A 25,905-nucleotide genomic window follows, 5' to 3' on the forward strand; every position below is an offset into this window, starting at 1 on the left:
GCACGTTTCGGCCCTTCCTGCCCGCTTGTCCCCATCATGGATGGGTTCAGGTGTTGTCGGCGGTGGCCGTCACCATCCACGCAGCAGCCGGAAAGCACACCCGCCCGCCGACGGAGCGCGATTGGACAAGCTCGAGCAGCCCGCGCTCGAAGGCTGCGCGCGCCTGATCAGGCAGCGTGCGGATCGCCGCAGCAGCGGGTCCGATGCGGCTGAAGAATGACAGCGCATCGGCCACCGGGTTGGTGCCCGAACCCGCGACATAAGCGAAATCGAGCGGCTGGAACTCGATGTCGCGCCAACCTTTCAGGCAGCGCCGGGCATGATCGGGATCTGCAAACGCGAACGGTCCTGGCGGGAAATCGACAGCTGGCACAGGTTTGCTTGGCGGCAGCAGCCGCGCGATGTCCATCGCCCACGGATTTTCCGTTGCGGGGCGAAAGCAGGAAAACACCATGCGTGCGCCCGGCGCGGCCTTGGCCGACAGATGCGCAAACGCAGCCGGTGGATCAGTGAAGAACATCACCCCGTGGCGGGAGACATAGAGATCGGGCTGCGCGCCATCTGCCTCCCAACTGGAGGCATCCGCAACCGTGAACGACAGGTTCGCCAGCCCAGCCGCGCGGCCGCGCGCCGCCTCGACCAGTTCGCCCGAGATGTCCACCCCGGTAACCCGTGCCTCGGGCCGCGCCGTGGCAACGGCGATGGACAGTTCGCCCGCGCCGCAGCCCACATCGATCACCCGCGAGCCGGGCTCCCGCGCAATCGCGGCAAGGAGATGGGGCGTGAGCGCGGCAAAGCTGCGGTCAGTGCGCTCCCACTCAGCCGCCCAGTTCTGGCCGACCCGGCCTTGCCATTCTTGTGCACCCGTCATGCCATGCAGGCTATGCATCGGTGCCCGGCCCCGCAAGCCTTATTGCGGCCATACCGGTCAAGTCGCAAAGTAAGGCCCGCCCTTTGCGCGTGCAGCCTGCCAGGCCGGCCGCGCGTGGATGGCGGCGGCAAACGCGGCGAGTTTCGGGAACGCCTCGCTCATGCCTTGCATCACGACGACTTCGGCCGGGAAGCTCAGCATCACATCCGCGCCGGTCCAGTCATCCCCGATGAAATGACCCGAAGGCCGCAGGATCTGTTCAAGGTAGCCGAAATGGGCTGCGAGTTGCTCATCGATACGCGGGCGCAGCGGAGCGCCGGCCTCTCCCAACCGCGAAACATAGAGGTTGAGCAGGATCGGTGTCATCGCCGAGCCCTCGGCGAAATGCATCAGTTCGTTGTGGCGCAGCGCGTCATCGGTGCCCGGCGCTGGCTGCCACTTTCCATCGCCGAAGTTGTCGCACAGGTACTGCACGATCGCGCCCGATTCCTCGATCACCCGGCCATCGACCTCGAGCAGCGGCGACTTGCCGAGCGGATGCACCGCCTTAAGCTCCGGCGGTGCCAGATTGGTTTCCGCGTCGCGCTGGTAGATCTTCAATTCATAGGGAACGCCCAGTTCCTCCAGCATCCAGAGAATGCGCTGCGAGCGGCTGTTGTTGAGGTGATGGAGAACGATCGACATCAGGCTTCCTTCCCGGGGGATTGTACTTGCTGGCAGGCTAGGTGTTTTCAGCAGCGCAGGAAAGCAGGATCAAGGGCTGCCGCAAGTCCATCGCGCTCCAAGGGGCTGCCCGCAGCAACTCCCCTGCCCCAACAAACCAAAACCGGCGCGTTCCTTCCCGGGAACGCGCCGGCCTTTGGACTGGCGGCAGGGTGCGGGGGGATAGAGAAATGCCCCCACCGCCTGAAGGGTCAGTTGTCGTCGTCCGCGTCCGGACCAACCATCAGCCCTTCGGCGACCTTGTCGGTCTGGCCGCGGATCGCGGCTTCCAACTTGTCGCAAAGTTCACGATTTTCGCGCAGGTAGTTCTTGGCGTTTTCACGGCCCTGCCCGATCCGGATTGAATCGTAGCTGAACCAGGCGCCCGACTTTTCGACGATCCCGGCCTTGACGCCGAGATCGAGGATCTCGCCAATCTTCGAGATACCCTCGCCGTACATGATATCGAACTCGACCTGCTTGAACGGCGGGGCGACCTTGTTCTTGACGACCTTCACGCGGGTGGCGTTGCCGACGATATCGTCGCGATCCTTGATCTGCCCGGTGCGGCGGATATCGAGGCGGACCGAAGCGTAGAACTTGAGGGCGTTGCCGCCCGTCGTCGTCTCCGGATTGCCGTACATCACGCCGATCTTCATGCGCAGCTGGTTGATGAAGATCACCATGCAACGCGAGCGGCTGATCGAGCCGGTCAGCTTGCGCAGGGACTGCGACATGAGGCGCGCCTGAAGGCCAACATGGCTATCGCCCATCTCGCCCTCGATTTCCGCACGGGGAACAAGCGCGGCGACCGAATCGACCACCAGAACGTCAATCGCATTCGAGCGGACCAGCGTGTCGACGATTTCCAGCGCCTGCTCGCCCGTATCGGGCTGCGAGACGATCAGTTCATCAATGTTGACGCCGAGCTTCTTGGCATAGACCGGATCAAGCGCGTGCTCCGCATCGACGAAGGCTGCGGTCCCGCCCGTCTTCTGCGCCTCGGCAATCACGTGGAGCGCGAGGGTGGTCTTGCCCGAGCTTTCCGGCCCGTAGACCTCGATCACGCGGCCGCGCGGCAGGCCGCCGACGCCAAGCGCGATGTCGAGCCCGAGCGAACCGGTCGAGATCGCCTCGACCTGCATGGTCTCCTTCGAGCCCAGCCGCATGGCCGAACCCTTGCCGAATGCCTTGTCGATCTGTGCGAGCGCTGCATCGAGCGCTTTCTGACGATCCATGTCCTTGTCTTTGCCTTCCTGGATAAGCTTCAACTGCGCCGCCATGGCTTGCTTTCCTTTGCTAGAGATGGCTGACATGAACCGTCAACACCAGCCTTGTACCCAGTTTGTTCCATTGGAACAAGGGGGGAACATTATTCCCTGCCAAAGTGGCGTGAAATCGGTGCACACTGCGGAAATCCCTCAGTAATTTCCTGCTTTTTCGGCCGATCAATCGCTCGGTCGCGGCAGATCCTGCACAAATGGAACGAAAATTTTCTGGGGATGCATGATTCGCATGCCTCCAGATCCTCACCGGGAGAGCCGCAGTTGACAGGACCACGACGGCCGATAAGCTCTGCTGCACTGCACAATAGCCGGCTGCCGGCTTGCGGAGGGAAATCCAGATGAAGCCCATGCCATCCGCTGCGCTAGCCGCTCTCGGCCTTTGCCTGGCCGCGCCGGCTGCGGCTCAGGATGCCGCGCATGCCGTCCGCGCCATTGCGATCAACGATCACCTCACCGCCTTCTATCAGGGGCGGCCAGACGAGGCCTCGGTGCCACCGGGGCCGCGCCACTGGCCCGATCTCGGGGCGATCTTCGTGGGTGTAGCGACTTATGCAATCCATGATGGCGATACGGCGCTCGTCTACGACACCTTCACCGATCAAGGTTCGGCGCAGTGGGTACGCGACTGGCTGACCAAGGCAGGCGTGCGCCGCTTCATCCTCGCGACCAGCCATTGGCACCTCGATCACATCGGCGGCAACGCTGTGTATGCCGACAGCATGCGCTTCGCGACCGAGGCGACCCGCGTAAAGCTGACCGCAAAGCGCGCCGCGATCGAGGCAGGAACTGAGGAGGGCCCGCCGGCAATCCGCCCGCTGATCCTGCCGAACATCGGGATCGCGCCGGACAGCGTGGTGACGCTGATGATCGGCAGTGTGAAGGCAGAGCTTCATCCCGTCGCCATCCATTCCGCCGACGGCCTCGTGATCGAGTTGCCGGACGACAAGCTGCTTCTTGCGGGGGACACGCTGGAAGACACGGCGACGTTCGTGGCTGAACCGGAATCGCTGCCGGAGCAGTACAAGGCGCTCGGCACAATGCGCGGCTGGGGTTTCACGAAGATCCTGCCCAACCACGGCAATCCGGCCGTCATCGCGTCAGGCGGCTATGGCCTCGGCTTCCTTGACGCGACGCGCGACTACATCCGCGCGCTAGTCGAGCATTCGCATGACGCAGACTTCCAGAAGCAGCCGCTCGAAAACTTCGTCGATGCGGCGGTAAAGCGCGGCGATGTCAGCCTGTGGTGGCCCTACCGCGACGCCCACGCCAACAACCTGGCATCGGTGGCGAAGGCGTGGAAGGACAAACCGATCCCGAAATTCGACGCCGCGCCCTGACCGGGCTCAGCGCGCCTTCAGCACATCCTCGACCGCCGTGCAGATCTGCGCCACGCTGAAGGGCTTGGCGAGGAAGTACATGTTGGGAATGTCGATCTCGCGCCGCAGTTGCTCCTCGGCATAGCCTGACATGAACAGCACGGGCAGTTCGGGCCGCAGCGCACGGATCTCGCGTGCCATCGCGGGGCCGTCCATGCTCGGCATGACGACGTCTGAGAGGACGAGATCGAACTCCTCGCCCGCCGAGATTGCCCGGCCGAGTGCTTCCAGCCCATCTTCACCGTCGCTGGCTGTCGTGACCTCGTAGCCCTGCCGCGCGAGCGCACGCTCAGCCACCGCGCGCACGGTGTCCTCGTCCTCAACCAATAGCACACGCCCGCCGCCGGACCACTGCTTGCGCTTCGGCGGCAGCTTGGCTGCGGTCGCTGCTGCGGCGGCCTCTTCGGCATCTGCTGCATCGGGCACGTGCACCGGGAAGTAGATCGAGAATCGCGTGCCCTTGCCCACTTCGCTCTCGGCAAAAATGAACCCGCCCGATTGCTTGACGATGCCGTAGACGGTCGAGAGCCCGAGGCCGGTGCCCTTGCCCTTTTCCTTGGTGGTGAAGAACGGCTCGAAGATCTTCCCGATCTGAGCGGGGGGAATGCCGTGGCCGGTGTCTTCCACGATCAGCGCGGTGTAATCGCCGATGGGAAGGATCTCGCTCTTCATCGCGCGCACGTCGGCGGCAGTGATCCGCCTGGTCTTGAGCCGCAGCACGCCGCCGCCCTTGGTTGCGGGTATGCCGCCGGAGCCGCCATTGCCGGTCATCGCATCGCGTGCATTGACCGCAAGGTTGAGCAGGACCTGTTCGAGCTGCACCGGGTCTGCACGGACAAGGCCGAGACCTCGGTCATGCGTCACTTCGAGCAGGATCTTCTCACCCAGCAGCCGCTTCAGCAGCGTGGAGATTTCCGCCACCACATCGGGCAGTTGGAGCACTTCGGGCCGTAACGTCTGCTGGCGCGAGAACGCCAGCAATTGCCGGGTCAGGCTCGCCGCGCGGTTTGAGTTGGCGCGGATCTGCTGGATGTCGTCGTAGTCGCTGTCACCCGGCGTATGGCGCATCAGCATGAGGTCGCAGTAGCCGATGATCGCGGTGAGCACGTTGTTGAAGTCGTGCGCCACGCCGCCCGCAAGCTGCCCCACCGCCTGCATCTTGGTCGCCTGCGCGATCTCGCGCTTGAGGCGGGTTTCCTCGGACGAATCCTTGAGACTGAGGATCACCGCGCCCTCGCCCAGCCCGCGCACGCCGGCAAGGCTGAGCGAAACCGGATCCTCGGGCGCCGAACGCAGCCGCACTGCGACATCGCCCGAACCGCCGCCGCCGGCAAAGCGCCGCACTGCATCGGCCAGCGCGCCCTTGTCCTCGCGGATCACGAGGTCCGACGGATAGGGTGGCGGCCCGCTCTCGTCGTGCCCGGCGGCGCGCAGGAAGGCCTTGTTGGCAAACAGGAAGCGCCCGTCGCGGTCGGTCATCGCAAGGCCGAGCGGCAGCCGCGCCAGCAGCGCCTCGATCTGCGGTATGCCGGTGCGGGTGTCGCCCACCCCGCCCTGGTTGTCGATCAGGAGGAACAGCGAGGCCGTCTGAGCCGGGTCCGCCGCCGCCGAACTTGCCGCAACGGCCTCCGGATCGGCAATCGGTACGTGCAGCATGCGCACCGAGGCGCCCCGGTTGCCTTCGCGGGCGTAGTAGATGCGCTCCTGCTCGTCGGCGCTGAAATAGCCTACGAAATCCGTACCCGCGACGTCGGCCTCCGCGTCGCCCACCGCGCGCGCAGCGAATAGTGTGTTGGCAGCGTGAATCTGCCCGTCGGGCGCCACGGCAGCAACCTGAATGCCCTCACGCCCCAGCGCCTGACCAACTTTGCCGCGAACATGGCCGATCACTTCGTGCAGCGGATCGCGGCGCACGACAGGTGAAAACCGCCAGATCAGGAAATCCTGCCCACGCCCTGCCCGCTCTATTTCGAGCCGCCAAGCCCGCTCGCCGGCCGAGATCGGCTGATATTCGGCCCGGCCATCACGCCACGCGGCGCGCGCGGCGCCTTCGAGCGCCTCGTTGTCCACCCCTTCGAGCCCAAGCCGCGGCGGCGCCGCACCGATCCCAAAGCATTCGGCAAACCGCGCGTTGGCGCAGGTCAACCGACCTGCGCGGTCGATGATCGCGGTGGCTTCATCGCCGCGCTCGATAGCGGCGTGGGTGACCGACCAGTCCGGCGGTGCGAAATCGCTCGTCTCTGCCGCCTCACGTGGGCGGATCGCAAAGCTCAGCGCGATTGCGAGGCAGCCGACGCCCAGCGCGTAGGCAAGTGCGGATACCGCCTGCCCTGAAGCCAGCCAGAGCAGCAGCGCGCTCGCAAGGACCGACAAGGCCACGACAAGGCGTTCCCGCCAGCGCGATGGGCTGGCATTCACGGCCTCAACCGTCAGCGTGTTTACGCTCATACCCCCTGCGCTCCGCCGAGCGCGCGATTTACCCGCAGCCGTCTCCGCCGCCCGGTCCACCAGCGCCAGATCACGATTGAGGCAATGTAGCCGATCACCGCGGACACCGCGGCAATCGCCAGCAGCCCCAGCACGAGCGCAGGCGCGGCAGACGAAACCAGCCAGTTGGCCCACTCGCCAAGCCCCGCATTCCGGTTGATCAGCGACTGGAACGTGGTGAGGTCAGCATCAAGCCCGAGGAAGCTACCCAGCCATAGCGCTGCGAGCAGGATCATCGGCGTCGTCGCAGGATTTGAAAGCAGCGTCGCCCCCGCAGCCAGCGGGACATTGCCGCGAACCGGCACGCACAGCAGCGCCGCACCGACGATTTGCACACCCGGGACCATTGCAAAGATACCGACGAAAAGCCCGACCGCGATCCCGCGCGGCACTGAGCGTCGATTGTAGCGCCACAGTTCGGGACGGGCGGCAAGCGGGCGGACGAAACGGCTTTTCACCAGTGTTTCGCGCGTCGGGATCATCCGCCGCGCCCAGCCGGAAATGCCGCCTCTCATGCCCGTGCCGCTATCCTCCATCAGCCATGCTCGCGCATGATGCGCGCCTTGTCACGCTGCCAGTCGCGGTCCTTGATCGTCGCGCGCTTATCCGCGTTGTTCTTGCCCTTGGCGAGCGCGAGTTCAACCTTGGCCCGGCCGCGCCCGTTGAAGTAGACCGAAAGCGGCACCAGCGTCATGCCCTTGCGTTCAACCGCCCCGTGGAAGCGGGCAATCTCGCGCTCTTTCAGCAGCAGCTTGCGGGGCCGCTTGGGTTCATGGTTGTAGCGGTTGCCGTGGCTGAATTCGGGCACGTTGGAATTGACCAGCCAGACCTCGCCGTCCTTCACTTCGGCATAGCTCTCTGCAATCGAGCCTTCGCCGAAACGCAGCGATTTCACTTCGGTGCCGGTCAGCGCGATGCCTGCCTCGTAGACGTCCTCGATGAAATACTCGAAGCGCGCGCGGCGGTTTTCGGCGACGATCTTCTTCTTGTCGAAGGCAGGCGGAGTGGGACGGGCCATGGTCACCGCCATGTAGGCTGCCGCCGCCGGAAAGAAAAGGGAGCGCCTCTGCGCCGCGCTGCATAACCTTTTGCCGATCCGGCACGAACAGGACTTGCCAAGCCCGCGCTGCAGCGCACAAAAGGCGCACGGAGGGCCAAGCGCCGGGCAGGCGCAACGCAAGGATTCGGCGCAGGATGGCCAGCACGCAAGAGCCCGCATCAGCTCCCATGCCCGCTGAGGCGGCCGTGCTCGTGTTGCAGGGCGGCGGCGCGCTGGGTGCCTATCAGGCCGGCGTTTTCGAGGCGCTTGCCGCTTCCGGACACGAGCCTTCGTGGGTCGCCGGCATTTCCATCGGCGCGATCAATGCCGCGCTGATCGCCGGCAATCCGCCCGAACGCCGCCTCGCGGCCTTGCGCGCGTTCTGGGAACAGGCCTCGTCCCGCTTGCCGTTCCCCTCGCCTTTCGCCGATGGCTGGGGCCGCCGCCTGTTCAACGAGGGCGCCGCCGGCGTCGTTGCCATGACCGGCATCCCCGGCTTCTTCACCCCGCGCCTGACACCGCCATGGCTCGCCCTCCCCGGTTCAGCCGAGGCGACCAGCCTCTACGACACCGCGCCCCTGCGCGAGACCTTGCTCGAACTCGTCGATTTCGATCTGCTCAACAATGGCCCGATGCGCTTCAGCGTCGGCGCAGTGAACGTGCTCTCGGGCAACTTCACCTATTTCGACAACCGCGAACGCCTGATCGGCCCCGAGCACATCATGGCGAGCGGCGCGCTGCCGCCGGGCTTTCCCGCCGTGATGATCGACGGTGAACCCTACTGGGATGGCGGCATCGTCTCCAACACTCCGCTTCAGTACGTGCTCGATACGCGCGACGGTACTTCGCCGCTGCTCGTGTTCCAGGTAGATCTGTTCAGCGCGCGCGGGATGATGCCGCGCTCGCTGTCAGAGGCGATGCAGCGCGAGAAGGATATCCGCTTCTCCAGCCGCACCCGGCTCAACACCGACTTGCAAACCCGGCTTGAGGCGATGACCTCGGCTGCGGCCCGCCTTGCCCTGCGTCTGCCCGAAGAATTGCGCAATGATCCCGATCTGATGGAACTTACCAGCCACGCCTGCGATTGGCCGGTAACGATCCTCCACCTGATCAACCGCAGCGAAACCTTCGAATCGCACAGCAAGGACTACGAATTCTCGCGCGGCACGGTGGAGGGCCACTGGGCCTCGGGCCGCAGCGACGTCGAACGCTCGCTCGCCAGCCCGCGCTGGAAGCAGCGCCAGATCCACGATTGCGGCATCGTCACCCTCGATCTCGCCTGAAATTTCAAAAGGAGCCTCCCCATGGACCTCAGCAACAAGATCGCCATCGTCACCGGCGCCGCCAGCGGCATCGGCCTCGCCATCGCCCACCGCTATGCCAAGGCCGGCGCCAAGGTCGCCATTGCCGACTTGAAGCTCGAAGCCGCACAGGCTGCCGCCGATGCCATCACGGCCGAGCACGGGGGTGATGCAATGGCCGTCGCCATGGACGTGACCGACGAGAGCCAGGTCAACACGGGCGTCGCCGCCGTGGTCGCGGCCTGGGGCACGGTCGACATCCTCGTCTCCAACGCGGGCATCCAGATCGTCAATCCGATCGAGGCCTTCGCCTTCGCCGACTGGAAGAAGATGCTGGCGATCCACCTCGACGGCGCCTTCCTCACCACCAAGGCGGTGATCCCGCACATGTACAAACAGGGCTCCGGCGCGATCCTCTACATGGGCTCGGTGCACTCGAAGGAAGCCAGCCCGCTGAAGAGCGCCTATGTCACCGCAAAGCACGGCCTCCTCGGCCTGTGCCGCACGGTCGCCAAGGAAGCCGGCCCCAAGGGCGTGCGCACCAACGTGATCTGCCCGGGCTTCGTCCGCACGCCGTTGGTGGACAAGCAGATTCCTGAACAGGCCAAGGAACTCGGGATCAGCGAGGACGAGGTGGTCAAGAAGGTCATGCTCGGCCAGACCGTCGACGGCGAGTTCACCACGGTGGAAGACATCGCCGAACTCGCGTTCTTCTTCGCCGCCTTCCCCAGCAACGCGCTGACCGGCCAGTCGCTGGTGGCGAGCCATGGGTGGTCGATGGGGTAAACCACCTCGCGTTGCACAGGATGATCCGTTAGGTCACCTTACATTGACGGCTGGGGGCGGTTAGACCATCTCGCATGGCATAACTGCCCCCATCCCCTTGTAGGCCAGACCGACCATGACCAACCCGACCGCATCAGACCTCGCCCGCATTTTCGCGCTTCAGCAGGCCAACCAGTGGAATGTGAAGGCCTCCAGCGCCGAAGTGCGCAAGGCCAAGCTGGCTGGCCTCAAGGCCGCGGTCGAGGCCCATGCCGATGCCATCGTCGCTGCTGTTCTCGAAGACACGCGCAAGCCCGAGGGCGAGATCCGCGTGACCGAAGTGATGAACGTCACCGCCAACATCCAGCGCAATATCGACAATCTCGATGCGTGGATGGCACCGACCGAAGTCACCCCTTCGCTCAACCCGAACGACCGCGCGCAGATCCGCTATGAAGCGCGCGGGGTCTGCCTGATTCTTGGCCCGTGGAACTTTCCGCTCGGCCTGGCGCTCGGGCCGCTCGCTGCTGCTGTCGCGGCAGGCAACTGCGCCATCGTCAAGCTGACTGATCTGTGCCCTGCCACCGCCAGGATCGCGGCAAAGATCATCGCCGAGGCCTTCGATGAAAGCGAAGTCGCGCTCATCCAAGGCGATGTCAGCGTCGCCACCGCGCTGCTCGGACTGCCGTTCAACCACATCTTCTTCACCGGCAGCACCCGCGTCGGCAAGATCGTCATGGCCGCCGCGGCAAAGCACCTCGCCAGTGTCACCCTCGAGCTTGGCGGCAAGTCTCCGGTCATCCTCGATGCAGGGGCCGATATCGACAAGGTCGCTGCGCAACTTGCGGGTGCCAAGCAGTTCAACGGCGGGCAGGCCTGTATCAGCCCGGACTACGTTTTCGTGCGTGAAGAGAGCCAGGCGCGGCTCGTTGACGGCTTCAGGGCCACCGTAGCCAAGAACCTCTATGACGAGACTGGCGCGATCCGGAAGGAAAGCATCGCCCAGATCGTCAACGAGGCGAACTTCAAGCGCGTGAAGGCGCTGTTCGATGATGCCGTGGCGCAGGGCGCCACCGTCGCCGTGGGCGGCACGATGGACGAGAGTGACCTCACCATCCACCCCACGTTGCTCACCGGCGTCACCCCGCAGATGAAGATCCTGCAGGAGGAAATCTTCGCCCCCGTCTTGCCGGTGATGAATTACGAGACGATCGATCAGGCGATCGACTACATCGCCGAACGCGACAAGCCGCTGGCTCTTTATATCTACTCGGACGATGAGGCGAATATCGAGAAGGTTATCAGTCGCACTTCATCGGGCGGCATGACGATCAACGGCGTGTTCTCGCACTACCTTGAAAACCACCTGCCCTTCGGCGGCGTCAACGCCAGCGGCACGGGCAGCTATCATGGCTATTTCGGCTTCAAGGCCTTCAGCCACGAACGCGCGATCTACCGGCATATGTGAGGAACGAGTCTGCCCGCTGAAGCCCAAAAATCCATATCCCCCCGCTCATGCTGAGCTTGTCGAAGCATCAGGCGCAACCGTTGCGCAAGCACCCTTCGACAAGCTCAGGGTGAGCGGGGTTAGGTAGGACCGGGTCGGGACGCGGCCGCTCTAGATCAGCCCCGCGTGCTTCAGCGCCGCATCCACCTCGGCGCGGGCCTTGTCGCTGCACGGCACCAGCGGCAGGCGCAGTTCGTCGGTGAGATAGTCGTGCACGCGGCTGAGGGCGTACTTCACCGGACCCGGCGAGGCATCCTCGAACATCGCGTAGTGCAGCGGATAGAGGAGATCGTTGATCTCGCGCGCCTTTTCGAAGTCACCCGCAGCGCAGGCCGCCTGAAAATCGGCGCAAAGCCGCGGCGCGACGTTGGCCGTGACCGAGATGCAGCCCACCGCGCCGGCGGCGTTGGCGGGCAGTGCGAGTTCGTCATCGCCCGAAAGCTGGCAGAAGTGCTTGCCGATGCCCATGCGGTGATCGGTCACGCGGCTGAGATCGCCGCTCGCATCCTTGATGCCGACGATCTTGTCCGGATAGCGGCGCGCAAGTTCGCACACCGTCTCGGGCAGGATGTCGGTCACAGTGCGGCCCGGCACGTTATAGAGAATGATCGGCAGATCGTTGTTCTCGGCCAGATAGCCGAAATGCGCGAGAAGGCCCGCCTGGCTCGGCCGGTTGTAGTAGGGCGCGACGCATAGCGCGGCCTTGGCGCCGCTCTTGCGTGAGAACGTCATGTGCAGGTGCGCGTTCATCGTATCGTTGCTGCCGCAGCCTGCAATCACCGGCACGCGGCCCGCCGCCTGCTCCACGCAGACTTCGATCACGCGGTGGTGCTCGGCGTTCGATAGCGTCGATGCCTCGCCCGTCGTGCCGCAGGGAACCAGCGCCGAAGAGCCGTTCTCGATCTGCCAATCGACCAACTTGCGAAACGCTTTCTCGTCGAACACCCCGCCGCGAAAAGGCGTCACCAAAGCCGGAATGGAGCCGGAAAACATGGACTTTACCCTTCGATCTGCGCCACAAGGCGTCTATGCGGCGCTTCACATCATCGCCGTATCACGCGCCTGATAGGAAGACGAAAGCCGGAATGTCCAGCATGGAGATGAGTGTCACGCTGCGAAAGCTGCTGCTGGGCGCCATACTGCTGCCCGCGCTCGCCGCTTCGGCAGCCTGCCACGCCAGCGATGTGGATACCGGCGCGACCGCATGGGACGCCGCGCGCGCCAAGCTGATTGCGCAAGGGCAAGGCCCGCTGGCACAGGCAATCAACCGCTGGCAGATGCTCACCGCCTCGGATCGTTTCGCCTTCAGCGACTATTCGGGCTTCATCCTCAGCTACCGCGGCTTTCCCGAAGAAGAAAAACTGCGCCGCTCTGCCGAAGCCGCGCTTGATCGGCAGGGTGCAGATGCAAGCACCGTGGTCGCCTTTTTCGACCGCGTTCCGTCGCTGACCAATCCTGCCCGCGCGCAGTATGCCCTCGCGCTCAAGGCGCTTGGCCGCCCCGAAGCCGATGCGATGGCACGTGCCGCATGGCGCGGCGGCGCGATGAGCGAGGCGGCCGAGGCAGCCATTCTCGCCGGATGGGGCAGCACCTTCACGCCGGACGACGAAGACGCGCGAATGGACGCGCTGCTCTGGGCCGGGAACCCCTCCCCCGCCGCTCGCCAGACGGCGCGTGTCAGCGCCCAGCGCCGCGGGCTCTTCGCCGCGCGGCAGGCTACATTGATCGGCCTCGATCCTTATTCCGCTGCCGAAGGCACGAGCATCGACGTGCTCAACTCTGACCCCGGCTTCATCTGGTCCCGCGCGCGCCAACTGCGCCGCCAGGGCAACGGCGCGGCAGCGCAGGCCTTGATCGCCAATCGCCCGCTGCTGGCCCGCCCGCCACTAACTCGCGAAAAGTGGGTGGACGAACTGCTCGCCAATGCGCGCGGTGCCGCTGCCGTGGGCGATTCCCGCACCGCCTATCGTATCGCTGCCGGGATCGACGATGCCTTCGCGCGCGGCGAAGACGTCAGCCAGATGGCCTACGACCTGCGCGATGATTACACCTCGCTGATGTGGCTCGGCGGGCAGCAGGCGCTGCGCCAGCTTAACAGCGGCGCCGATGCCGCACCGCTGTTCTGGCGCTATGGCTCGGCCGCACGTACGCCGGGCACACGCTCCAAGGGCTTCTACTGGGCTGGCCTCGCCGCCGCGCAAGGCGGGCAGGCAGCCGAAGCCCAGCGCTATTTTGAAATGGCCGCCGCCTACGGGGATCAGTTCTACGGCCTCCTCGCGCTGGAAAGGCTGGGCAGGCCTGTCCCGCGCTTCGCCGCCGAAGCCGATGTCCAGCCGACACCGCAGGAACGCGCCAGCTTCAACGCCTCGCTGCTGACACAGGCCGTGCGCGAGGCTGCGCGCGATGCGGACTGGCGCACGACCATCCGCTTCTTCCGCGAGATCAGCAACCAGCAGCAGAGCAAGAGCCAGCACGTCCTCGTCGCAGATCTTGCGCGCGAACTTGGCCGCCGCGATCTGGGCGTGATCGTCGGGCAAGCGGCCGAAGCGCGCGGCTACCTCGATTTCCAGCACATCGCGTTCCCGGTGATCCCGGTGCCGCCCGGCTATGAACATGCGTGGACGATGATCCACGCCATCGCCCGACAGGAAAGCCAGTTTGCCCAGAACGCGGTGAGCCACGCCGGTGCGCGCGGCCTCATGCAACTGATGCCCGCAACCGCCAACGAACAGGCGGGCAAGCTGGGCCTTGCCTATTCCAGCACCGCGCTGATTGATGATGCAGGCTTCAACCTGCAGGTCGGCGGCGCTTATTTCCAGCGCCTGCTGAGCTACTTCAACGGCAGCTATCCGCTGGCCGTCGCCGCCTACAACGCGGGCGCGGGCAACGTGAACAAGTGGCTGCGCGCAAACGGCGATCCCCGCGCGGGAGGCCCCGGCTGGATCGACTGGATCGAGCGCATCCCGCTGTCCGAGACGCGCAATTACGTCCAGCGCGTGATGGAAAACGCCGTCGTCTACGAAGCGATGTATCCGGACAAGGCCAGCTACAACGGCCCCAATCCGCTCAGCCACTTCCTCGGCAAGCCGACGCCGGGCTGACACCCCTCCCGCCTGCGGGAGGGGCCGGGGATAGGCGTGCCAGCGCCTTCCTTACTCGGGCAACATGTCCTGCAGCCGCGCAAGCAGCTTCTGGATGTTGAGCGCGGCGAGCTTGAACGTCTCCACGTCTTCCTTGTTGTTGTCGGCCTTGGCTTCCTCGATCGCCTCGGCATAGCCTTCAAGGTCCGCTTCCAGCGCGTCCACCAGGATTTCGAGTTCGTCTTCAGTCAGCGTCAGCGCGATGGTCTTGGCCATAAATTCCTCGTCGGCAATATGATGCCCCGCCCTAAGCCCCCCTCCGCACCGGGGCAACCTTCCAAGCTGCTCCATCCCCGGCTAGACGATCAACAATGCAACCTGATGGCAACCCGATCACCCCCGCCGGCTTGGCCGCACTGCGCGCCCGCTACGATCACCTGCTTGGCACAGAACGCCCCGCCATCGTCGAGATCGTGAGCTGGGCGGCGGGCAATGGTGATCGCTCGGAGAACGGCGACTACCTTTACGGCCGCAAGCGCATGCGCGAGATCGACCGCGAGCTGAACTTCCTCGCCAAGCGCATGAAAGCCGCGCGCGTGATCGATCCTGCCCGCCAGCCGGACAAGACCCGCGTGCTCTTCGGCGCCACCATCGAAATTGCCGACGAGGACGACGCCCGGATGGTGCTTACCCTCGTCGGCGACGATGAACAGGATGCCTCTGCCCGCCGCATCGGCTGGAGCGCGCCGATTGCCCGCGCCTTGCGCGGCGCCCGCGTGGGGGATCTGCGCAAGGTCAGCCTCCCCGGAGGCGAGAAGGAATGGGAAGTGATGGAGATCAGCTACCCAGCAGAATAGCCGGGCAGATCAGCGAAACGGCGCGTTGAGCCGCACGATCGCCCAGTTCAGCCAGGCCGCAAAGCTCACCCACGCGAGATAGGGCAGGATCAGCTTCGCCGCGAACGGGGAAATCGGCCAAAGCCCCACCACCAGCGCCACCAGCGAGGCCCACAGGAACACGACCTCGATCAGCGCCCAATCGGGTCGCCGCAGCTTGAAGAACAACGGGCTCCACAGCAGGTGGAACAGCGCATTGGTGCAGAACAGGATCACCACGCTGGTCCGCGCCGCATCATCCCCCGCCGCATCCCACGCGCTCGCCGCAGACCATGCCGCGAGGCCGAGGATCACCGTCCATGCCGGGCCGAACAGCCAGTTCGGCGGCTGCAGGCGCGGCTTTCGCAGGTTCGCGTACCAGGGCCCGATCGGGGTCATCAGCCCGCCCACCACGCCAAGCGCGATGGCACCGCCAGCGGCAACGAGAATTGGTGTCGAAATCACGAGGGGTGCTACCGATCAAGCGGGAGGAAAGCGGCTTCCTCCTTGGCAGATCGGAGGCTGATGCAACAGTCCTTTCCGCCCTGCCTGCATCAGGAAACCTCTGTAAACACATAGACGTGCTGCCCATCGCGCACGGTCAGCGTGCGTTTGCCGTTCGCCACGCCGATCAGCATTTCATTGCCCCCGATCCAGCCCGGATCGATCGAGACGAGCGAGACGGTGCCATCGTCATTGCGCCGCGTCGTCATCAGCGAATTCCACGCCGGGGTGAAGCCGCGCACATAGCCCTTTTCCAGGACCAGCCGCAGCGTCCCAAGCTCCGGGCTGCCATAGCGCGCAGCCAGCGATGCGAGGATCGCGGTGTCGCCCGGCAGCTGAACCTTGCTCCGGAACTCGGCCTGCTCCGCCGCGATCCGCTTGACGACGGCATCCGCATCCCCCTGCGCCTCCGGCTTGCCATCGTAGAGCACTTCGAGCAGCCGCCGCTGGAACACCCGGCGCAAAAACGGCCCATTGTCGGCATTGGTCAGAATCACCGCTGCCACTCCCGCCGCAGGAATGGCGAACATCTCGCTGTGATAACCCATAAGGTCGCCGCCGTGGTGGATCACCGAAACGCCGGTGCTGGCGTCTTCCATAAGCCCCATGCCGTACCAATGGTCCTCGCCCACCGGCACGCCACGCGCGCGCCGCGCCAGCAATGCCTCTGCCGAGAGCAGCCGCTTGCCGCTTGGCAACACGCCCTGATCGAGCTCGTTCTTCATGTAGAGGATCATGTCATGCGGCGAGGACCACGCCCCGCCTGCCGGCCGAAACGGCGCGATCGCGCGGTTGAGATCCTGCGGTTCGACAGCCGGCCTGCCATCGATATCGTCGCCATGCGGGGATGCATGATCGGCAGCCAGAGCCTCATCCATCACCATCGTCGAATCGGCCATGCCCAGCGGCTGCCAGACATGCTCCTTCACCGCCCGGTCGAAAGCCGCGCCCAGTTCCATGTCAGGGTAATAGAGGTGGGCAGCGACGTAGCCGGCCGCCGAAGCCATCAGGTTATTATATTGAAAAGCCTCGCCGAACTTGCTGGTCGGCTCGGTCAGCGCAAGCTGCCTGAACGTGTCCGAAGCCGGGGTCTGCGCGGTCGTGTTGAAGACCCACTCCATGTCCTTGCGCGGCAGGCCGGTGCAGGCGCAGACGAGGTGGCGGATCTGCACCGATTTCGTCGTTGCATCGCTGCCCAGCCGGAACGCGGGGTACACCTCGGTGACCGGCTGATCCCAGCGCAGCTTCCCCTCGCTGACCAGTTCGGCGAGCAGCAACGTCGCCATGCTCTTGGTGTTGGAGGCGATCATGAAGCGGGTATGCGCGTCGACCGGATCGGGCTTGCCCAGCTCCTTCACGCCAACCCCGCCTTCGTAGACGATCTTGCCGCCCGAGTAGAGCGCAAGGCCCACGCCGGGGATATGCATCGCCTCGGCATTGCGCTTCACGAAGTCGATCAGCTGCTGCACGCGCGCCGGATCAAGCGGGTTCGCGGTCTTGCCCGCAAAGCTCTCGCGCGCATAACCAGCCGGGCGCAGGCTCGGAACGATCTGCCCCACCGCCCCGGCGCGCTTTTCCAATGTCGCTTCGCTGCCATCGATGATGAGGACGGTCCACGCGGTGCCGAGCCGCCGCGCGATGGCGGTCTGCGCAAGATGCTCGGCTGGAGAGGTTTCATAGTCGATGACGGCCGCTTCTTCCCAGCCATTGCGCGGCGGCCGCGCCGTCAGCAGCTTGAACGGATGTGCCCGAGTTGGGGCATAGACAGCCCATGCTGCCGCAGCTGCCGCCTTGGCATCGGCAGCCGCGCCAACATCTACGATCACGACCTTGAGGTCTGGCTCAGGCGTGCGGAGGGTCAGGACCTTGGCGGCGGTTGTGGCGGTCCAGCCGGCGGGTAGCAGCACCGTGCTGCCTCCGGGCGCGGTCGTGGTGGCATCACTCGGCGCGGCGATGGCCGCAGGCGGCGTATCCGCCAACGCCGGTGCAGCCAATGCTGCCGCTGAAAGCCCCGCCAGCATCCCGGCCAACCACAACTTGCGCATCGGACTTCTCCCACCTTGCAGCATGAGAATGCACCGCTCGAAGCCGGGTGCCAAGGGTGCGATGGAGGGGCTCGGGAACTACCCCCGCTCAAGCGGATGATCCGCTTCCCACCCCTCGCTTTCCGCCACTCATCCCGCTATCACGCGCGCCATGGCCAGCCCTCGTTTCTTCATCATGCGCCACGGCGAAACGGTCTATAATGCCGCTCGCCGCCTTCAGGCGAACCACATCCACACGCCGCTTACCGCGCTCGGCGTCCAGCAGGCCCATGCGATGGGCGCGGCGCTGCGCGCGGCGCTCGGCCCATCTCCTGCAGTCACGCTCCACGTCTCCGAAACCGGCCGCGCACTTCAGACGGCGGCAATGATCGCGCACGAACTCGGGATCGACTGGTTCGCCGCCAGGCGCACCCATGATCTCAAGGAGATCGACATGGGTTCGTGGTGCGGCCGGCTTTACGACGATGTCGAAGCGGAAGTCGGCCCCATCGTCATTGCCGATCATCTGCTGCGCCCCGCGCCCGACGGCGAGGACTATCCGATGATCGCCGCGCGCCTCGCCAACTGGCTCTCTGAAGTGGGCGATGCGCCGGGCGACCACGTTGTTGTCATGCATGGCATTTCCAGCCGCGTGCTGCGCGGGATGATGGCAGGCCACCCCGTCCACCCCGATCTCGGCGCCCCGATCGCGCCCTCGCTGGTGCAGGGCTCGATTTCGCTGGTGCAGGATGGCAGCGAAACAGTGCTGTTCGGCTCTGAGCGAGGCAGCGAGCACGCCTGATGGGCGAGATCGTCAACCTCCGCCTCGCCCGCAAGGCCGCCACGCGCCGCAGCAAGGAGGCCGAAGCCGCCGCCAACCGCGCTGCCCACGGCCGCACCAGCGCCGAACGCGATGCCACCAAGGCAGAGAATGTGCGCGCCGCGCGCCTCCTCGATGGCGCCAAGCGGGACAGTCACGACTGATGCGCACCACGCACGAAAGCGCCAGTGTCCGGCTCTACCACCTCAGCGACGGCCCCGAAGGCGGCGCAGCGCAAACGCTGCTCTATGGCACGCTCGCCGAAGCGCTGGCCCTCGCCGCGCAGCAACCGGATGAGATCCAGGGCGATTTGTTCATCGCGACCGACAACGACGTCGTCGCCTATCTTGATCTGATCGATCCGTGAGACGCGCACTTCTCGCCGCAGCGCTGCTGGTCGCCAGCCCCGCCACCGCGCGCGACAGCCTCGGTATCTGGAACAACTGGGGCGCGTTTTCCGATGCCGGCGTTCCGCGCTGCTATGCCATCGCGATGGCCGACAAGGTCGTAGGCCGGGCCAACGAACTCCAGCCCTATTTCACCGTCGGCAACTGGCCACGCCGCGGCGCGCGCGGGGAGATCCATGTTCGGCTCTCGCGCAAGATCGGCCCGGGCAGCACCGTCACGCTTTCCATCGGCGGCCAGCGCTTCCAGCTTGTTGCCGGAGCCGCCGACGCCTGGGCTGCGGACAAGCGCATGGACGCCGCTGTCGTCGCCGCCATGCGGTCGGCTTCCAGCATGAGCATCACCGCGCGCGGCACAGGGCGGAACTTCACCGACACCTACACACTCGCCGGCGCAGCCTCAGCGATGGACGCGGCCCTGCTCGGCTGCGCGCAAAACTAGGGGCGGTTTGCACGGCGGCGCGCTTGCCCCTATATGCGCGCGATGCAAATTCAGCCGATGCCGATCCCGGGACTGATCGATCCCGTCCCCGTCCCGCGTGAGGTGACGCCGCGCGCCGATGGCCGCGTTGACCTCATTGGCCTCAGCCGCAAGCAGATCACCGCAGTCTTCGAGCAGGCTGGCCTCGATGCCAAGGCCGCCAAGCTGCGCGCCAAGCAGGTGTTTCACTGGCTCTACCACCGCGGCGTGACCGAATTCGAGGCGATGACCGATATCGCCAAGACGATGCGCCCGTGGCTCGCAGAGCGCTTCGTGATCGGGCGCCCCGAAGTGGTCGAGGCGCAGGTTTCCAACGATGGCACCCGCAAATGGCTGCTGCGCACGGCAGACAACCACGATTTCGAAATGGTGTTCATTCCTGATGCCACGCGCGGCACGCTCTGCGTCTCGAGCCAGGTCGGCTGCACGCTCAACTGCCGCTTCTGCCACACCGGCACGATGCGCCTCGTGCGCAATCTGACGCCAGGCGAGATCGTCGGGCAGGTCATGCTCGCGCGCGATGTGCTGGGCGAATGGCCGCGCGGCTCGATGGCTGGCCTCGATTTTGACGACACGGAAGACGACGAGGCCTCGGACTACACGCCCGATGGCCGGCTGCTGACCAACATCGTGATGATGGGCATGGGCGAGCCGCTCTACAATTTCGACCACGTCCGCGATGCGCTCAAGGTGGTGATGGACGGCGATGGCCTCGCCCTTTCCAAGCGCCGCATCACGCTCTCGACCAGCGGCGTCGTCCCGATGATGGCCCGCGCCGGAGAGGAAATCGGCGTCAACCTCGCGGTCTCGCTCCACGCCGTCACCAAGGATGTCCGCGACGAGATCGTGCCGATCAACCGCAAGTACGGCATCGATGAACTGCTGCAGGCCTGCGCCGATTATCCCGGCGCTTCGAACGCCCGTCGTATCACCTTCGAATACGTGATGCTCAAGGACAAGAACGACCGCGACAGCGATGCGCATGAACTTGTCCGCCTCATCAAGCAGTATGGCCTGCCCGCCAAGGTAAACCTGATCCCGTTCAACCCCTGGCCCGGCGCGCCCTACGAATGCTCGGCGCCCGAGCGCATCAAGAGCTTTGCCAAGATCGTGTTCGATGCAGGTATTTCGGCCCCGGTCCGCACCCCGCGCGGCCGCGATATCGATGCCGCCTGCGGGCAGCTCAAGACCGCGGCCGAACGCAAGTCCCGCGCCGAAGTCGACCGGCTCCTCGAAGAGAAGCAGGCCGCGCTGGGTTAACCGCTTCTTCCCTCCTTTTGCCTAGACCTTGCACATCAGGTGCTTTGGCTGCGCAAGAGGAGATCGGGAATGAAGACGTGGGCTGTCGCTTTGATGAGCCTTACCGTCGCGTGCTCGGGGTCTGCATTCGGAAACTCCCCGCCATTTCCCCCAAAGGGCATGTACGCTCTGGTTTCGTCCCGGCCGAGCGGCGCCGAGAAGCACTCGGAGCAGTTTCTCGATCTTGGCGGACGCCAGCAGTTCGAGGCGTTCATCGCGAAGATGCTGAACAGCAACTGCAAGCGCACAGTTTTCGAGGTCAAGGACGGTACTTTTGCCATCGAAGGGACCTGCGACACGCCTGAAGGCGATTTCCGCGGCCTTCCGGTCAAGTTCACTGGAACGTGGACAGAGAATTCGATCGATGTCGACAACGAGATCACGCTCATGGGCGCGGCCATCCGCACCCATCGCAAGTACACCTTCCTGTATGCCGCGGACAATGCACACTCCGGTCGCAATAGCGGCAATCGCCCCGCTGCGCAGCGCTAGGCAGCGGGGCGTATCCGCCCTTCTCAGCTAGCCGAGAAGCTGCTCGAAAGCCGGAACGTCGTCTGCAGCGTCGCGCCATTGACATAGCGGACACGGTACAACGTCGCCGTGCCGACCGCCCCGCACAGGCGTACCGACAACATGCCCGCACCGCCCGCCGCCACCGCCTGATTGGCGATCGCCTGATAAGTTGCGCCGGTATCCAGCGACTGGTCGATGAACAGCGTGCCAGCCTGATCGGCAAACGCCGTCGCGTTGAAGAACGCGAACTGTCCAGCGCTGTTTGCGCGGCCCGTGCCGGTAAAGCTAGCCGAAGCCGCGAGCGCCGTGGTGCTGTCGGTAAACCCGGTGCCGGCGTTGACGTTGCCCGTGATCGTCGCCGTGCCGCTCACGCTCACGCTGCCGATGCCCGAGCCCCCCGCAGCCAGCGAGACCCCGCTGGACGGCGCAACCTGCTGCTTCTGGCTTAGCACCACCGAGACGGTGCCGCTCGTATAGGTGGACACGCGCGCCCGCACGAAGGCGGCGGATGAGACGTAGGAGTAGACCCCCGCAGTCGTCGATGTGGTGGTCGGCGCAGCCGAGGGCAGTGCCGCCGAGATGACGGGCAGCGTCACCCAGGTGGTTCCATCGTTCGATTGTTCGTAAGTGATCGTGCACGTCGTTCCCGGGCTCGTCACCTGGAACGAGCCGCCCATGTAAAGGTTGTTGCTCGCGGAAATCACGGTCGTGGCCGAAGTCACGCTACCCGAAGCCGTCGCGCCTTCGCTGCACGAACGATAGATTGCCGATAGCCAGCCGGTGATACCGGTTCCTCCGCTGGGCATCGCAGCCCCGGTGATGGCCGTGGCGCCCGGTTCGAGATTGGAAAGATCGCTGGCCGGCGCGACCGGCAGGCTCTGCGCCAACGGCTTCTGGCCAAGCGTTGCGGGCAGTTGGGCGGAAATGGTCCCGAGCACGGTGTTCGTTGCCGACTGGCTTGCGGCCGTAGCAGCACCCGCCGGAAGCGGCAGACTGACAGCGCTCACGGGCTGCGTCCCCGTATTGGCGGAAATCGCCACCGGAAGCGGTGCCTCGCTACTCACTGTCTGCGCGGTGCCATCGGGATTGGCAAAGGCAACAGCATTGGCAGGGGTGAACAACGCAGGGAAGGTAACTGGCGGATTGGGCATGAAATCTCTCCAGACAAACAGGGAAGGCGAGCCAAAACTAACCCATTTGGTTCTTGTAGGAAAGTTGTTTGAACCAGAACCCCAATTCGTCGCGCCCTGCCCTCGCCTTGTCGCCTTTGCGGCCGTGTTCATCTGCGGTTGGGCATCATGCCCACAAGTTCGTGCGAGCAAATCCGTCACGTCCGCGAACATCGAAAGGGATGTAACCCATGAACAGGTTCCTCACCGCAGCAGTCCTTGCCGCTACCACCCTCGGCGCCGCACCGGCGCTTGCCGATCCGCCGTCGTGGGCCCCCGCCCATGGCCGCCGTGCGCAGAGCGGCGAGTACGATCAGTACGGCCGCTACGTCCAGCCGCGCCCCCTCAGCAGCCGTGATCAGGTCTGGCGCGGGCGCGATGGTCGTTACTACTGCAAGCGCAGCAACGGCACGACCGGGCTCGTGATCGGCGCTGTCGGCGGCGCTCTCGTCGGCCGCGCAATCGATACGCGCGGCGATCGCACGCTCGGCACCCTCCTCGGCGCTGCCGGCGGCGCGCTGCTCGGCCGAGAGATCGAGCGGAGCGGCTCGCGCTGCCGCTGATGCAATGCACTTATGCGCTGCGCGGCTTGCTCGCGCAGCGTCCGCGCGTAATAGGCGAGAGCTCAGCATAACCGGTCAACGAGGTCGCGCTGATGTCCATGTTCCTGCTTGATGCCGCGCTACGCCGTCTGGTGAAGCATGGCACCCTGACCGTCACCGAAGCCTCGGGCCGCCAGCGCCGCTATGGGACGGCCGCGCCCGGCTGGCCCGATCTCGGGCTCAAGCTCCATGATGCGCGCGTGCCCGGCGCAATCGCCCGCAATCCCAGCCTTGGGATGGCCGAATGCTTCATGGATGGCCGCGTCACGATCGAGAATGGCGACATAATGGATTTTGTCGGCTTCATCCGCCGCAACAATCCGTGGGAGAAAGGCGGCGATCTCGACAACCTGAATCTCTTCGACAAGGCCCGCGTGGCGATCACCGGCCGGCTCGACCAGATCAACCAGCGCCGCTCATCGAAGCGAAACGTCGCGCATCACTACGATCTAGACGACCGGCTGTACGACCTCTTCCTCGATCCGGCGCGACAGTATTCCTGCGCCTATTGGGACGAAGGCGTGACGACGCTGGAGGAAGCCCAGCTTGCCAAGATGGATCACATTGCGGCCAAGCTTGATTTGAAGCCCGGAATGCGTGTGCTCGATATCGGCTGCGGGTGGGGCGGACTTGCACTCCACCTCCACAAGATTTCGGGCGCCAGCATCCATGGCATCTCCCTCAGCGTCGAACAGATCGGCTATGCGAAGGCCTGGGCGGAGCGCGAAGGCGTAGCCGACAAGGTCACCTTCAGCCTCACTGACTACCGCGACCAGCAGGGTCCGTTTGACCGCATCGTTTCGGTCGGAATGTTCGAGCATGTCGGCGTGCCGAACTATGAAACGTTCTTCCGCAAGTGCCACGATCTGCTCAGCGTGGACGGCGTCATGCTGCTCCACACCATCGGCCGCGCCGGCCCGCCCAACATCACCGACGACTTCACGCGCAAGTACATCTTTCCCGGCGGCTACATCCCCTCGCTGAGCGAGACGATGGCAGCGATCGAGCCTTGCAAGCTCATGCTGACCGATTGCGAGATCCTGCGCCGGCACTACGCGCTGACCTTGCGCGAATGGTACAAGCGCTGCGCCGAGCAGGAAGAAACCATCACCCGCATCTACGACGGGCGCTTCTTCCGCATGTGGCAGTTCTACCTCGCCGGCGCGGCGACGGGCTTTGAACATGGTGATCTGGTCAATTTCCAGCTCCAGATCGTCCGCAACCGCGATGCCCTGCCGTTGACCCGCAACTACATCAACGAGACCGAACTGGCCTACCGCGCGGCAAGACGGGCCTAAGCAGCGCCCAACAGGTTGCACCATGCGCGCGGCCCTGCTAGCCGCCGCGCCATTCTGCACCTGTCCACGGGAAACCCGCTGCCATGTCCGATATCAAGCGCGTCGTCCTCGCCTATTCCGGCGGCCTCGATACCAGCGTCATCCTCAAGTGGCTGCAGGTCACCTACGGCTGCGAGGTGGTGACCTTCACCGCCGATCTCGGTCAGGGTGAGGAACTCGCGCCGGCCCGCGCCAAGGCCGAGCTGATGGGCGTGAAGCCCGAGCATATCTACATCGACGACCTGCGCGAGGAATTCGTCCGCGATTTCGTCTTCCCGATGATGCGCGCCAATGCGCGCTATGAAGGCGACTACCTCCTCGGCACCTCGATTGCCCGCCCGCTCATTTCCAAGCGCCTGATCGAGATCGCCCGCGAAACCGGCGCCGACGCCGTCGCGCACGGCGCCACCGGCAAGGGCAACGATCAGGTCCGTTTCGAACTCTCGGCCTATGCGCTTGAGCCCGGCATCAAGGTCATCGCCCCGTGGCGCGAGTGGGACCTTGCGAGCCGCACCGCGCTGATCGCCTGGGCCGAAGCGCATCAGATCCCGGTGCCGAAGGACAAGCGCGGCGAGAGCCCGTTCTCGACCGACGCGAACCTCTTGCACACCTCCTCCGAAGGCAAGGTGCTGGAAGATCCGTGGCAGGAAACGCCGGACTACGTCTACAGCCGCACCGTCAATCCGGAAGACGCGCCGGACACGCCGGAATACATCACCATCGATTTCGAGAAGGGTGACGGCGTTGCCCTCAACGGCGAGGCGATGTCGCCCGCCACGCTGCTCGCCGCACTCAACGACCTTGGCCGCAAGCATGGCATTGGCCGCCTCGATCTCGTCGAGAACCGCTTCGTCGGGATGAAGAGCCGCGGGATGTACGAAACCCCGGGCGGCGAGATCTATGCCCGCGCGCACCGCGGCATCGAAAGCATCACGCTCGATCGGGGTGCCGCGCACCTCAAGGACGAGCTGATGCCGAAGTACGCCGAGCTCATCTACAACGGCTTCTGGTTCAGCCCGGAGCGCGAGATGCTGCAGGCTGCGATCGATCACAGCCAGTCGCGGGTAAATGGCACCGTCCGCCTCAAGCTCTACAAGGGCAACGCCTCGGTCGTCGGTCGCAAGTCTGCCGACAGCCTCTATTCGGAACGCCACGTGACGTTCGAGGACGATGCCGGCGCCTACGACCAGAAGGATGCCGCGGGCTTCATCAAGCTCAACGCCCTCCGGCTTCGATTGCTGGCGCAGCGCGGGCAATAAGCCGCGCGAAGAATCGTCACAAAACTAAAACAAAGCCGATTCCGCAGCTTGCGAAGTTGTCCACCAGCCATTCGGCTGCCTGTGGATAACTTCGCATTTTCGTGCTTGTGCGACTCACGGACGAGGCGCAGCATCTGTCTTGTCGAGAGGGAAACGAAGCCTGAAAGAAGCGCCGCAAGGCACTGATTGAAAGGCAGAAATTGA

General features: G+C 65.0%; 26 protein-coding genes. 15 read left to right on the forward strand and 11 right to left on the reverse strand.

Going from position 1 to position 25,905, the window contains the following annotated elements; all coding sequences use genetic code 11:
* Window positions 1-46 precede the first annotated feature (46 nt).
* The 3 genes from NSE01_RS03665 to recA form a co-directional block, all read right to left on the reverse strand.
* Entirely contained in the window at window positions 47-871 is an 825-nt protein-coding gene (locus NSE01_RS03665) for a class I SAM-dependent methyltransferase (protein WP_147158271.1), read from the reverse strand.
* A 57-nt stretch (window positions 872-928) separates the two neighbouring features.
* Window positions 929-1,555, reverse strand: a complete 627-nt coding sequence (locus NSE01_RS03670) for a glutathione S-transferase family protein (RefSeq protein ID WP_147158272.1) — start codon at window positions 1,553-1,555, stop codon at window positions 929-931.
* A gap of 230 nt (window positions 1,556-1,785) precedes the next feature.
* The gene (gene recA / locus NSE01_RS03675; RefSeq protein ID WP_147158273.1) at window positions 1,786-2,856 is read right to left on the reverse strand and encodes a recombinase RecA; all 1,071 of its coding nucleotides are present in this window, start codon (window positions 2,854-2,856) and stop codon (window positions 1,786-1,788) included.
* A gap of 341 nt (window positions 2,857-3,197) precedes the next feature.
* Between recA and NSE01_RS03680 the strand changes: the two genes are divergently transcribed.
* Window positions 3,198-4,196 carry an MBL fold metallo-hydrolase gene (locus NSE01_RS03680; RefSeq protein WP_147158274.1) on the forward strand — a complete coding sequence of 333 codons (999 nt, stop codon included), beginning with the start codon at window positions 3,198-3,200 and terminating at the stop codon, window positions 4,194-4,196.
* A 6-nt stretch (window positions 4,197-4,202) separates the two neighbouring features.
* Here the strand turns inward: NSE01_RS03680 and NSE01_RS03685 are convergent, their stop codons facing one another.
* Genes NSE01_RS03685 through smpB form a run of 3 tightly spaced genes read right to left on the reverse strand, consistent with a single transcriptional unit; the run spans window position 4,203 to window position 7,740 of the window.
* On the reverse strand, window positions 4,203-6,683 hold the full coding sequence (locus NSE01_RS03685; RefSeq protein ID WP_147158275.1) for a hybrid sensor histidine kinase/response regulator: 2,481 nt from the start codon (window positions 6,681-6,683) through the stop codon (window positions 4,203-4,205).
* Complete coding sequence (locus tag NSE01_RS03690; protein WP_147158276.1) at window positions 6,680-7,237, reverse strand: DUF2062 domain-containing protein; 558 nt, start codon at window positions 7,235-7,237, stop codon at window positions 6,680-6,682. Before NSE01_RS03690 ends, NSE01_RS03685 begins: the two co-directional genes overlap by 4 nt.
* A 20-nt stretch (window positions 7,238-7,257) precedes the next feature.
* Entirely contained in the window at window positions 7,258-7,740 is a 483-nt protein-coding gene (gene smpB / locus NSE01_RS03695) for an SsrA-binding protein SmpB (protein WP_147158277.1), read from the reverse strand.
* A 209-nt stretch (window positions 7,741-7,949) separates the two neighbouring features.
* On the opposite strand from smpB, the gene NSE01_RS03700 reads away from it, so the two are divergent.
* From NSE01_RS03700 to NSE01_RS03710, 3 genes are all read left to right on the forward strand, one after another.
* Window positions 7,950-9,044: a patatin-like phospholipase family protein gene (locus tag NSE01_RS03700; RefSeq protein WP_147158278.1), complete on the forward strand. Its 1,095-nt coding sequence runs from the start codon at window positions 7,950-7,952 to the stop codon at window positions 9,042-9,044.
* A gap of 21 nt (window positions 9,045-9,065) precedes the next feature.
* Window positions 9,066-9,848 carry a 3-hydroxybutyrate dehydrogenase gene (locus tag NSE01_RS03705; protein WP_147158279.1) on the forward strand — a complete coding sequence of 261 codons (783 nt, stop codon included), beginning with the start codon at window positions 9,066-9,068 and terminating at the stop codon, window positions 9,846-9,848.
* 115 nt (window positions 9,849-9,963) lie between these two features.
* Window positions 9,964-11,295 carry an aldehyde dehydrogenase family protein gene (locus NSE01_RS03710; protein WP_147158280.1) on the forward strand — a complete coding sequence of 444 codons (1,332 nt, stop codon included), beginning with the start codon at window positions 9,964-9,966 and terminating at the stop codon, window positions 11,293-11,295.
* 150 nt (window positions 11,296-11,445) lie between these two features.
* Here NSE01_RS03710 and dapA read toward each other — a convergent pair whose 3' ends face one another.
* Window positions 11,446-12,327, reverse strand: coding sequence for a 4-hydroxy-tetrahydrodipicolinate synthase (dapA, locus tag NSE01_RS03715; RefSeq protein ID WP_147158281.1), 882 nt, complete (start codon window positions 12,325-12,327; stop codon window positions 11,446-11,448).
* 92 nt (window positions 12,328-12,419) lie between these two features.
* On the opposite strand from dapA, the gene NSE01_RS03720 reads away from it, so the two are divergent.
* The gene (locus NSE01_RS03720; RefSeq protein WP_147158282.1) at window positions 12,420-14,435 is read left to right on the forward strand and encodes a lytic transglycosylase domain-containing protein; all 2,016 of its coding nucleotides are present in this window, start codon (window positions 12,420-12,422) and stop codon (window positions 14,433-14,435) included.
* Between the two features lie 51 nt (window positions 14,436-14,486).
* Here the strand turns inward: NSE01_RS03720 and NSE01_RS03725 are convergent, their stop codons facing one another.
* Entirely contained in the window at window positions 14,487-14,690 is a 204-nt protein-coding gene (locus NSE01_RS03725; RefSeq protein ID WP_147158283.1) for a hypothetical protein, read from the reverse strand.
* Between the two features lie 95 nt (window positions 14,691-14,785).
* Between NSE01_RS03725 and NSE01_RS03730 the strand changes: the two genes are divergently transcribed.
* A complete protein-coding gene (locus NSE01_RS03730; protein ID WP_147158284.1) occupies window positions 14,786-15,271 on the forward strand; it encodes a GreA/GreB family elongation factor in 486 nt (161 codons plus the stop codon).
* A gap of 9 nt (window positions 15,272-15,280) precedes the next feature.
* Here NSE01_RS03730 and NSE01_RS03735 read toward each other — a convergent pair whose 3' ends face one another.
* Both NSE01_RS03735 and NSE01_RS03740 read right to left on the reverse strand, forming a co-directional pair.
* Entirely contained in the window at window positions 15,281-15,754 is a 474-nt protein-coding gene (locus NSE01_RS03735; protein ID WP_218033240.1) for a TspO/MBR family protein, read from the reverse strand.
* Between the two features lie 89 nt (window positions 15,755-15,843).
* Entirely contained in the window at window positions 15,844-17,838 is a 1,995-nt protein-coding gene (locus NSE01_RS03740; protein WP_218033241.1) for a serine hydrolase domain-containing protein, read from the reverse strand.
* A 151-nt stretch (window positions 17,839-17,989) separates the two neighbouring features.
* On the opposite strand from NSE01_RS03740, the gene NSE01_RS03745 reads away from it, so the two are divergent.
* The 6 genes from NSE01_RS03745 to NSE01_RS03770 all read left to right on the forward strand — a co-directional run bounded on the left by NSE01_RS03745 (window position 17,990) and on the right by NSE01_RS03770 (window position 21,313).
* Window positions 17,990-18,619: a histidine phosphatase family protein gene (locus tag NSE01_RS03745; RefSeq protein ID WP_147158285.1), complete on the forward strand. Its 630-nt coding sequence runs from the start codon at window positions 17,990-17,992 to the stop codon at window positions 18,617-18,619.
* A complete protein-coding gene (locus NSE01_RS03750; protein WP_147158286.1) occupies window positions 18,619-18,801 on the forward strand; it encodes a DUF4169 family protein in 183 nt (60 codons plus the stop codon). Before NSE01_RS03745 ends, NSE01_RS03750 begins: the two co-directional genes overlap by 1 nt.
* Window positions 18,801-19,004: a hypothetical protein gene (locus tag NSE01_RS03755; RefSeq protein WP_147158287.1), complete on the forward strand. Its 204-nt coding sequence runs from the start codon at window positions 18,801-18,803 to the stop codon at window positions 19,002-19,004. Before NSE01_RS03750 ends, NSE01_RS03755 begins: the two co-directional genes overlap by 1 nt.
* Window positions 19,001-19,483 (forward strand): hypothetical protein, encoded by a 483-nt coding sequence (locus tag NSE01_RS03760; RefSeq protein ID WP_147158288.1) that lies wholly within the window; start codon window positions 19,001-19,003, stop codon window positions 19,481-19,483. Before NSE01_RS03755 ends, NSE01_RS03760 begins: the two co-directional genes overlap by 4 nt.
* Before the next feature lie 33 nt (window positions 19,484-19,516).
* Window positions 19,517-20,782: a dual-specificity RNA methyltransferase RlmN gene (gene rlmN, locus NSE01_RS03765; protein ID WP_147158289.1), complete on the forward strand. Its 1,266-nt coding sequence runs from the start codon at window positions 19,517-19,519 to the stop codon at window positions 20,780-20,782.
* 69 nt (window positions 20,783-20,851) lie between these two features.
* A complete protein-coding gene (locus tag NSE01_RS03770) occupies window positions 20,852-21,313 on the forward strand; it encodes a hypothetical protein (RefSeq protein ID WP_147158290.1) in 462 nt (153 codons plus the stop codon).
* A gap of 23 nt (window positions 21,314-21,336) precedes the next feature.
* Here NSE01_RS03770 and NSE01_RS03775 read toward each other — a convergent pair whose 3' ends face one another.
* Window positions 21,337-22,485 carry a hypothetical protein gene (locus NSE01_RS03775; protein WP_147158291.1) on the reverse strand — a complete coding sequence of 383 codons (1,149 nt, stop codon included), beginning with the start codon at window positions 22,483-22,485 and terminating at the stop codon, window positions 21,337-21,339.
* Between the two features lie 209 nt (window positions 22,486-22,694).
* Between NSE01_RS03775 and NSE01_RS03780 the strand changes: the two genes are divergently transcribed.
* The 3 genes from NSE01_RS03780 (at window position 22,695) to NSE01_RS03790 (ending at window position 25,701) form a co-directional block, all read left to right on the forward strand.
* Complete coding sequence (locus NSE01_RS03780; protein ID WP_147158292.1) at window positions 22,695-23,066, forward strand: glycine zipper 2TM domain-containing protein; 372 nt, start codon at window positions 22,695-22,697, stop codon at window positions 23,064-23,066.
* Between the two features lie 98 nt (window positions 23,067-23,164).
* Window positions 23,165-24,403 (forward strand): SAM-dependent methyltransferase, encoded by a 1,239-nt coding sequence (locus NSE01_RS03785; RefSeq protein WP_147158379.1) that lies wholly within the window; start codon window positions 23,165-23,167, stop codon window positions 24,401-24,403.
* A gap of 83 nt (window positions 24,404-24,486) precedes the next feature.
* Window positions 24,487-25,701, forward strand: coding sequence for an argininosuccinate synthase (locus NSE01_RS03790; RefSeq protein WP_147158293.1), 1,215 nt, complete (start codon window positions 24,487-24,489; stop codon window positions 25,699-25,701).
* Window positions 25,702-25,905: the final 204 nt, after the last annotated feature.

This window comes from Novosphingobium sediminis (genome assembly GCF_007991615.1).
GTDB lineage: Bacteria > Pseudomonadota > Alphaproteobacteria > Sphingomonadales > Sphingomonadaceae > Novosphingobium > Novosphingobium sediminis.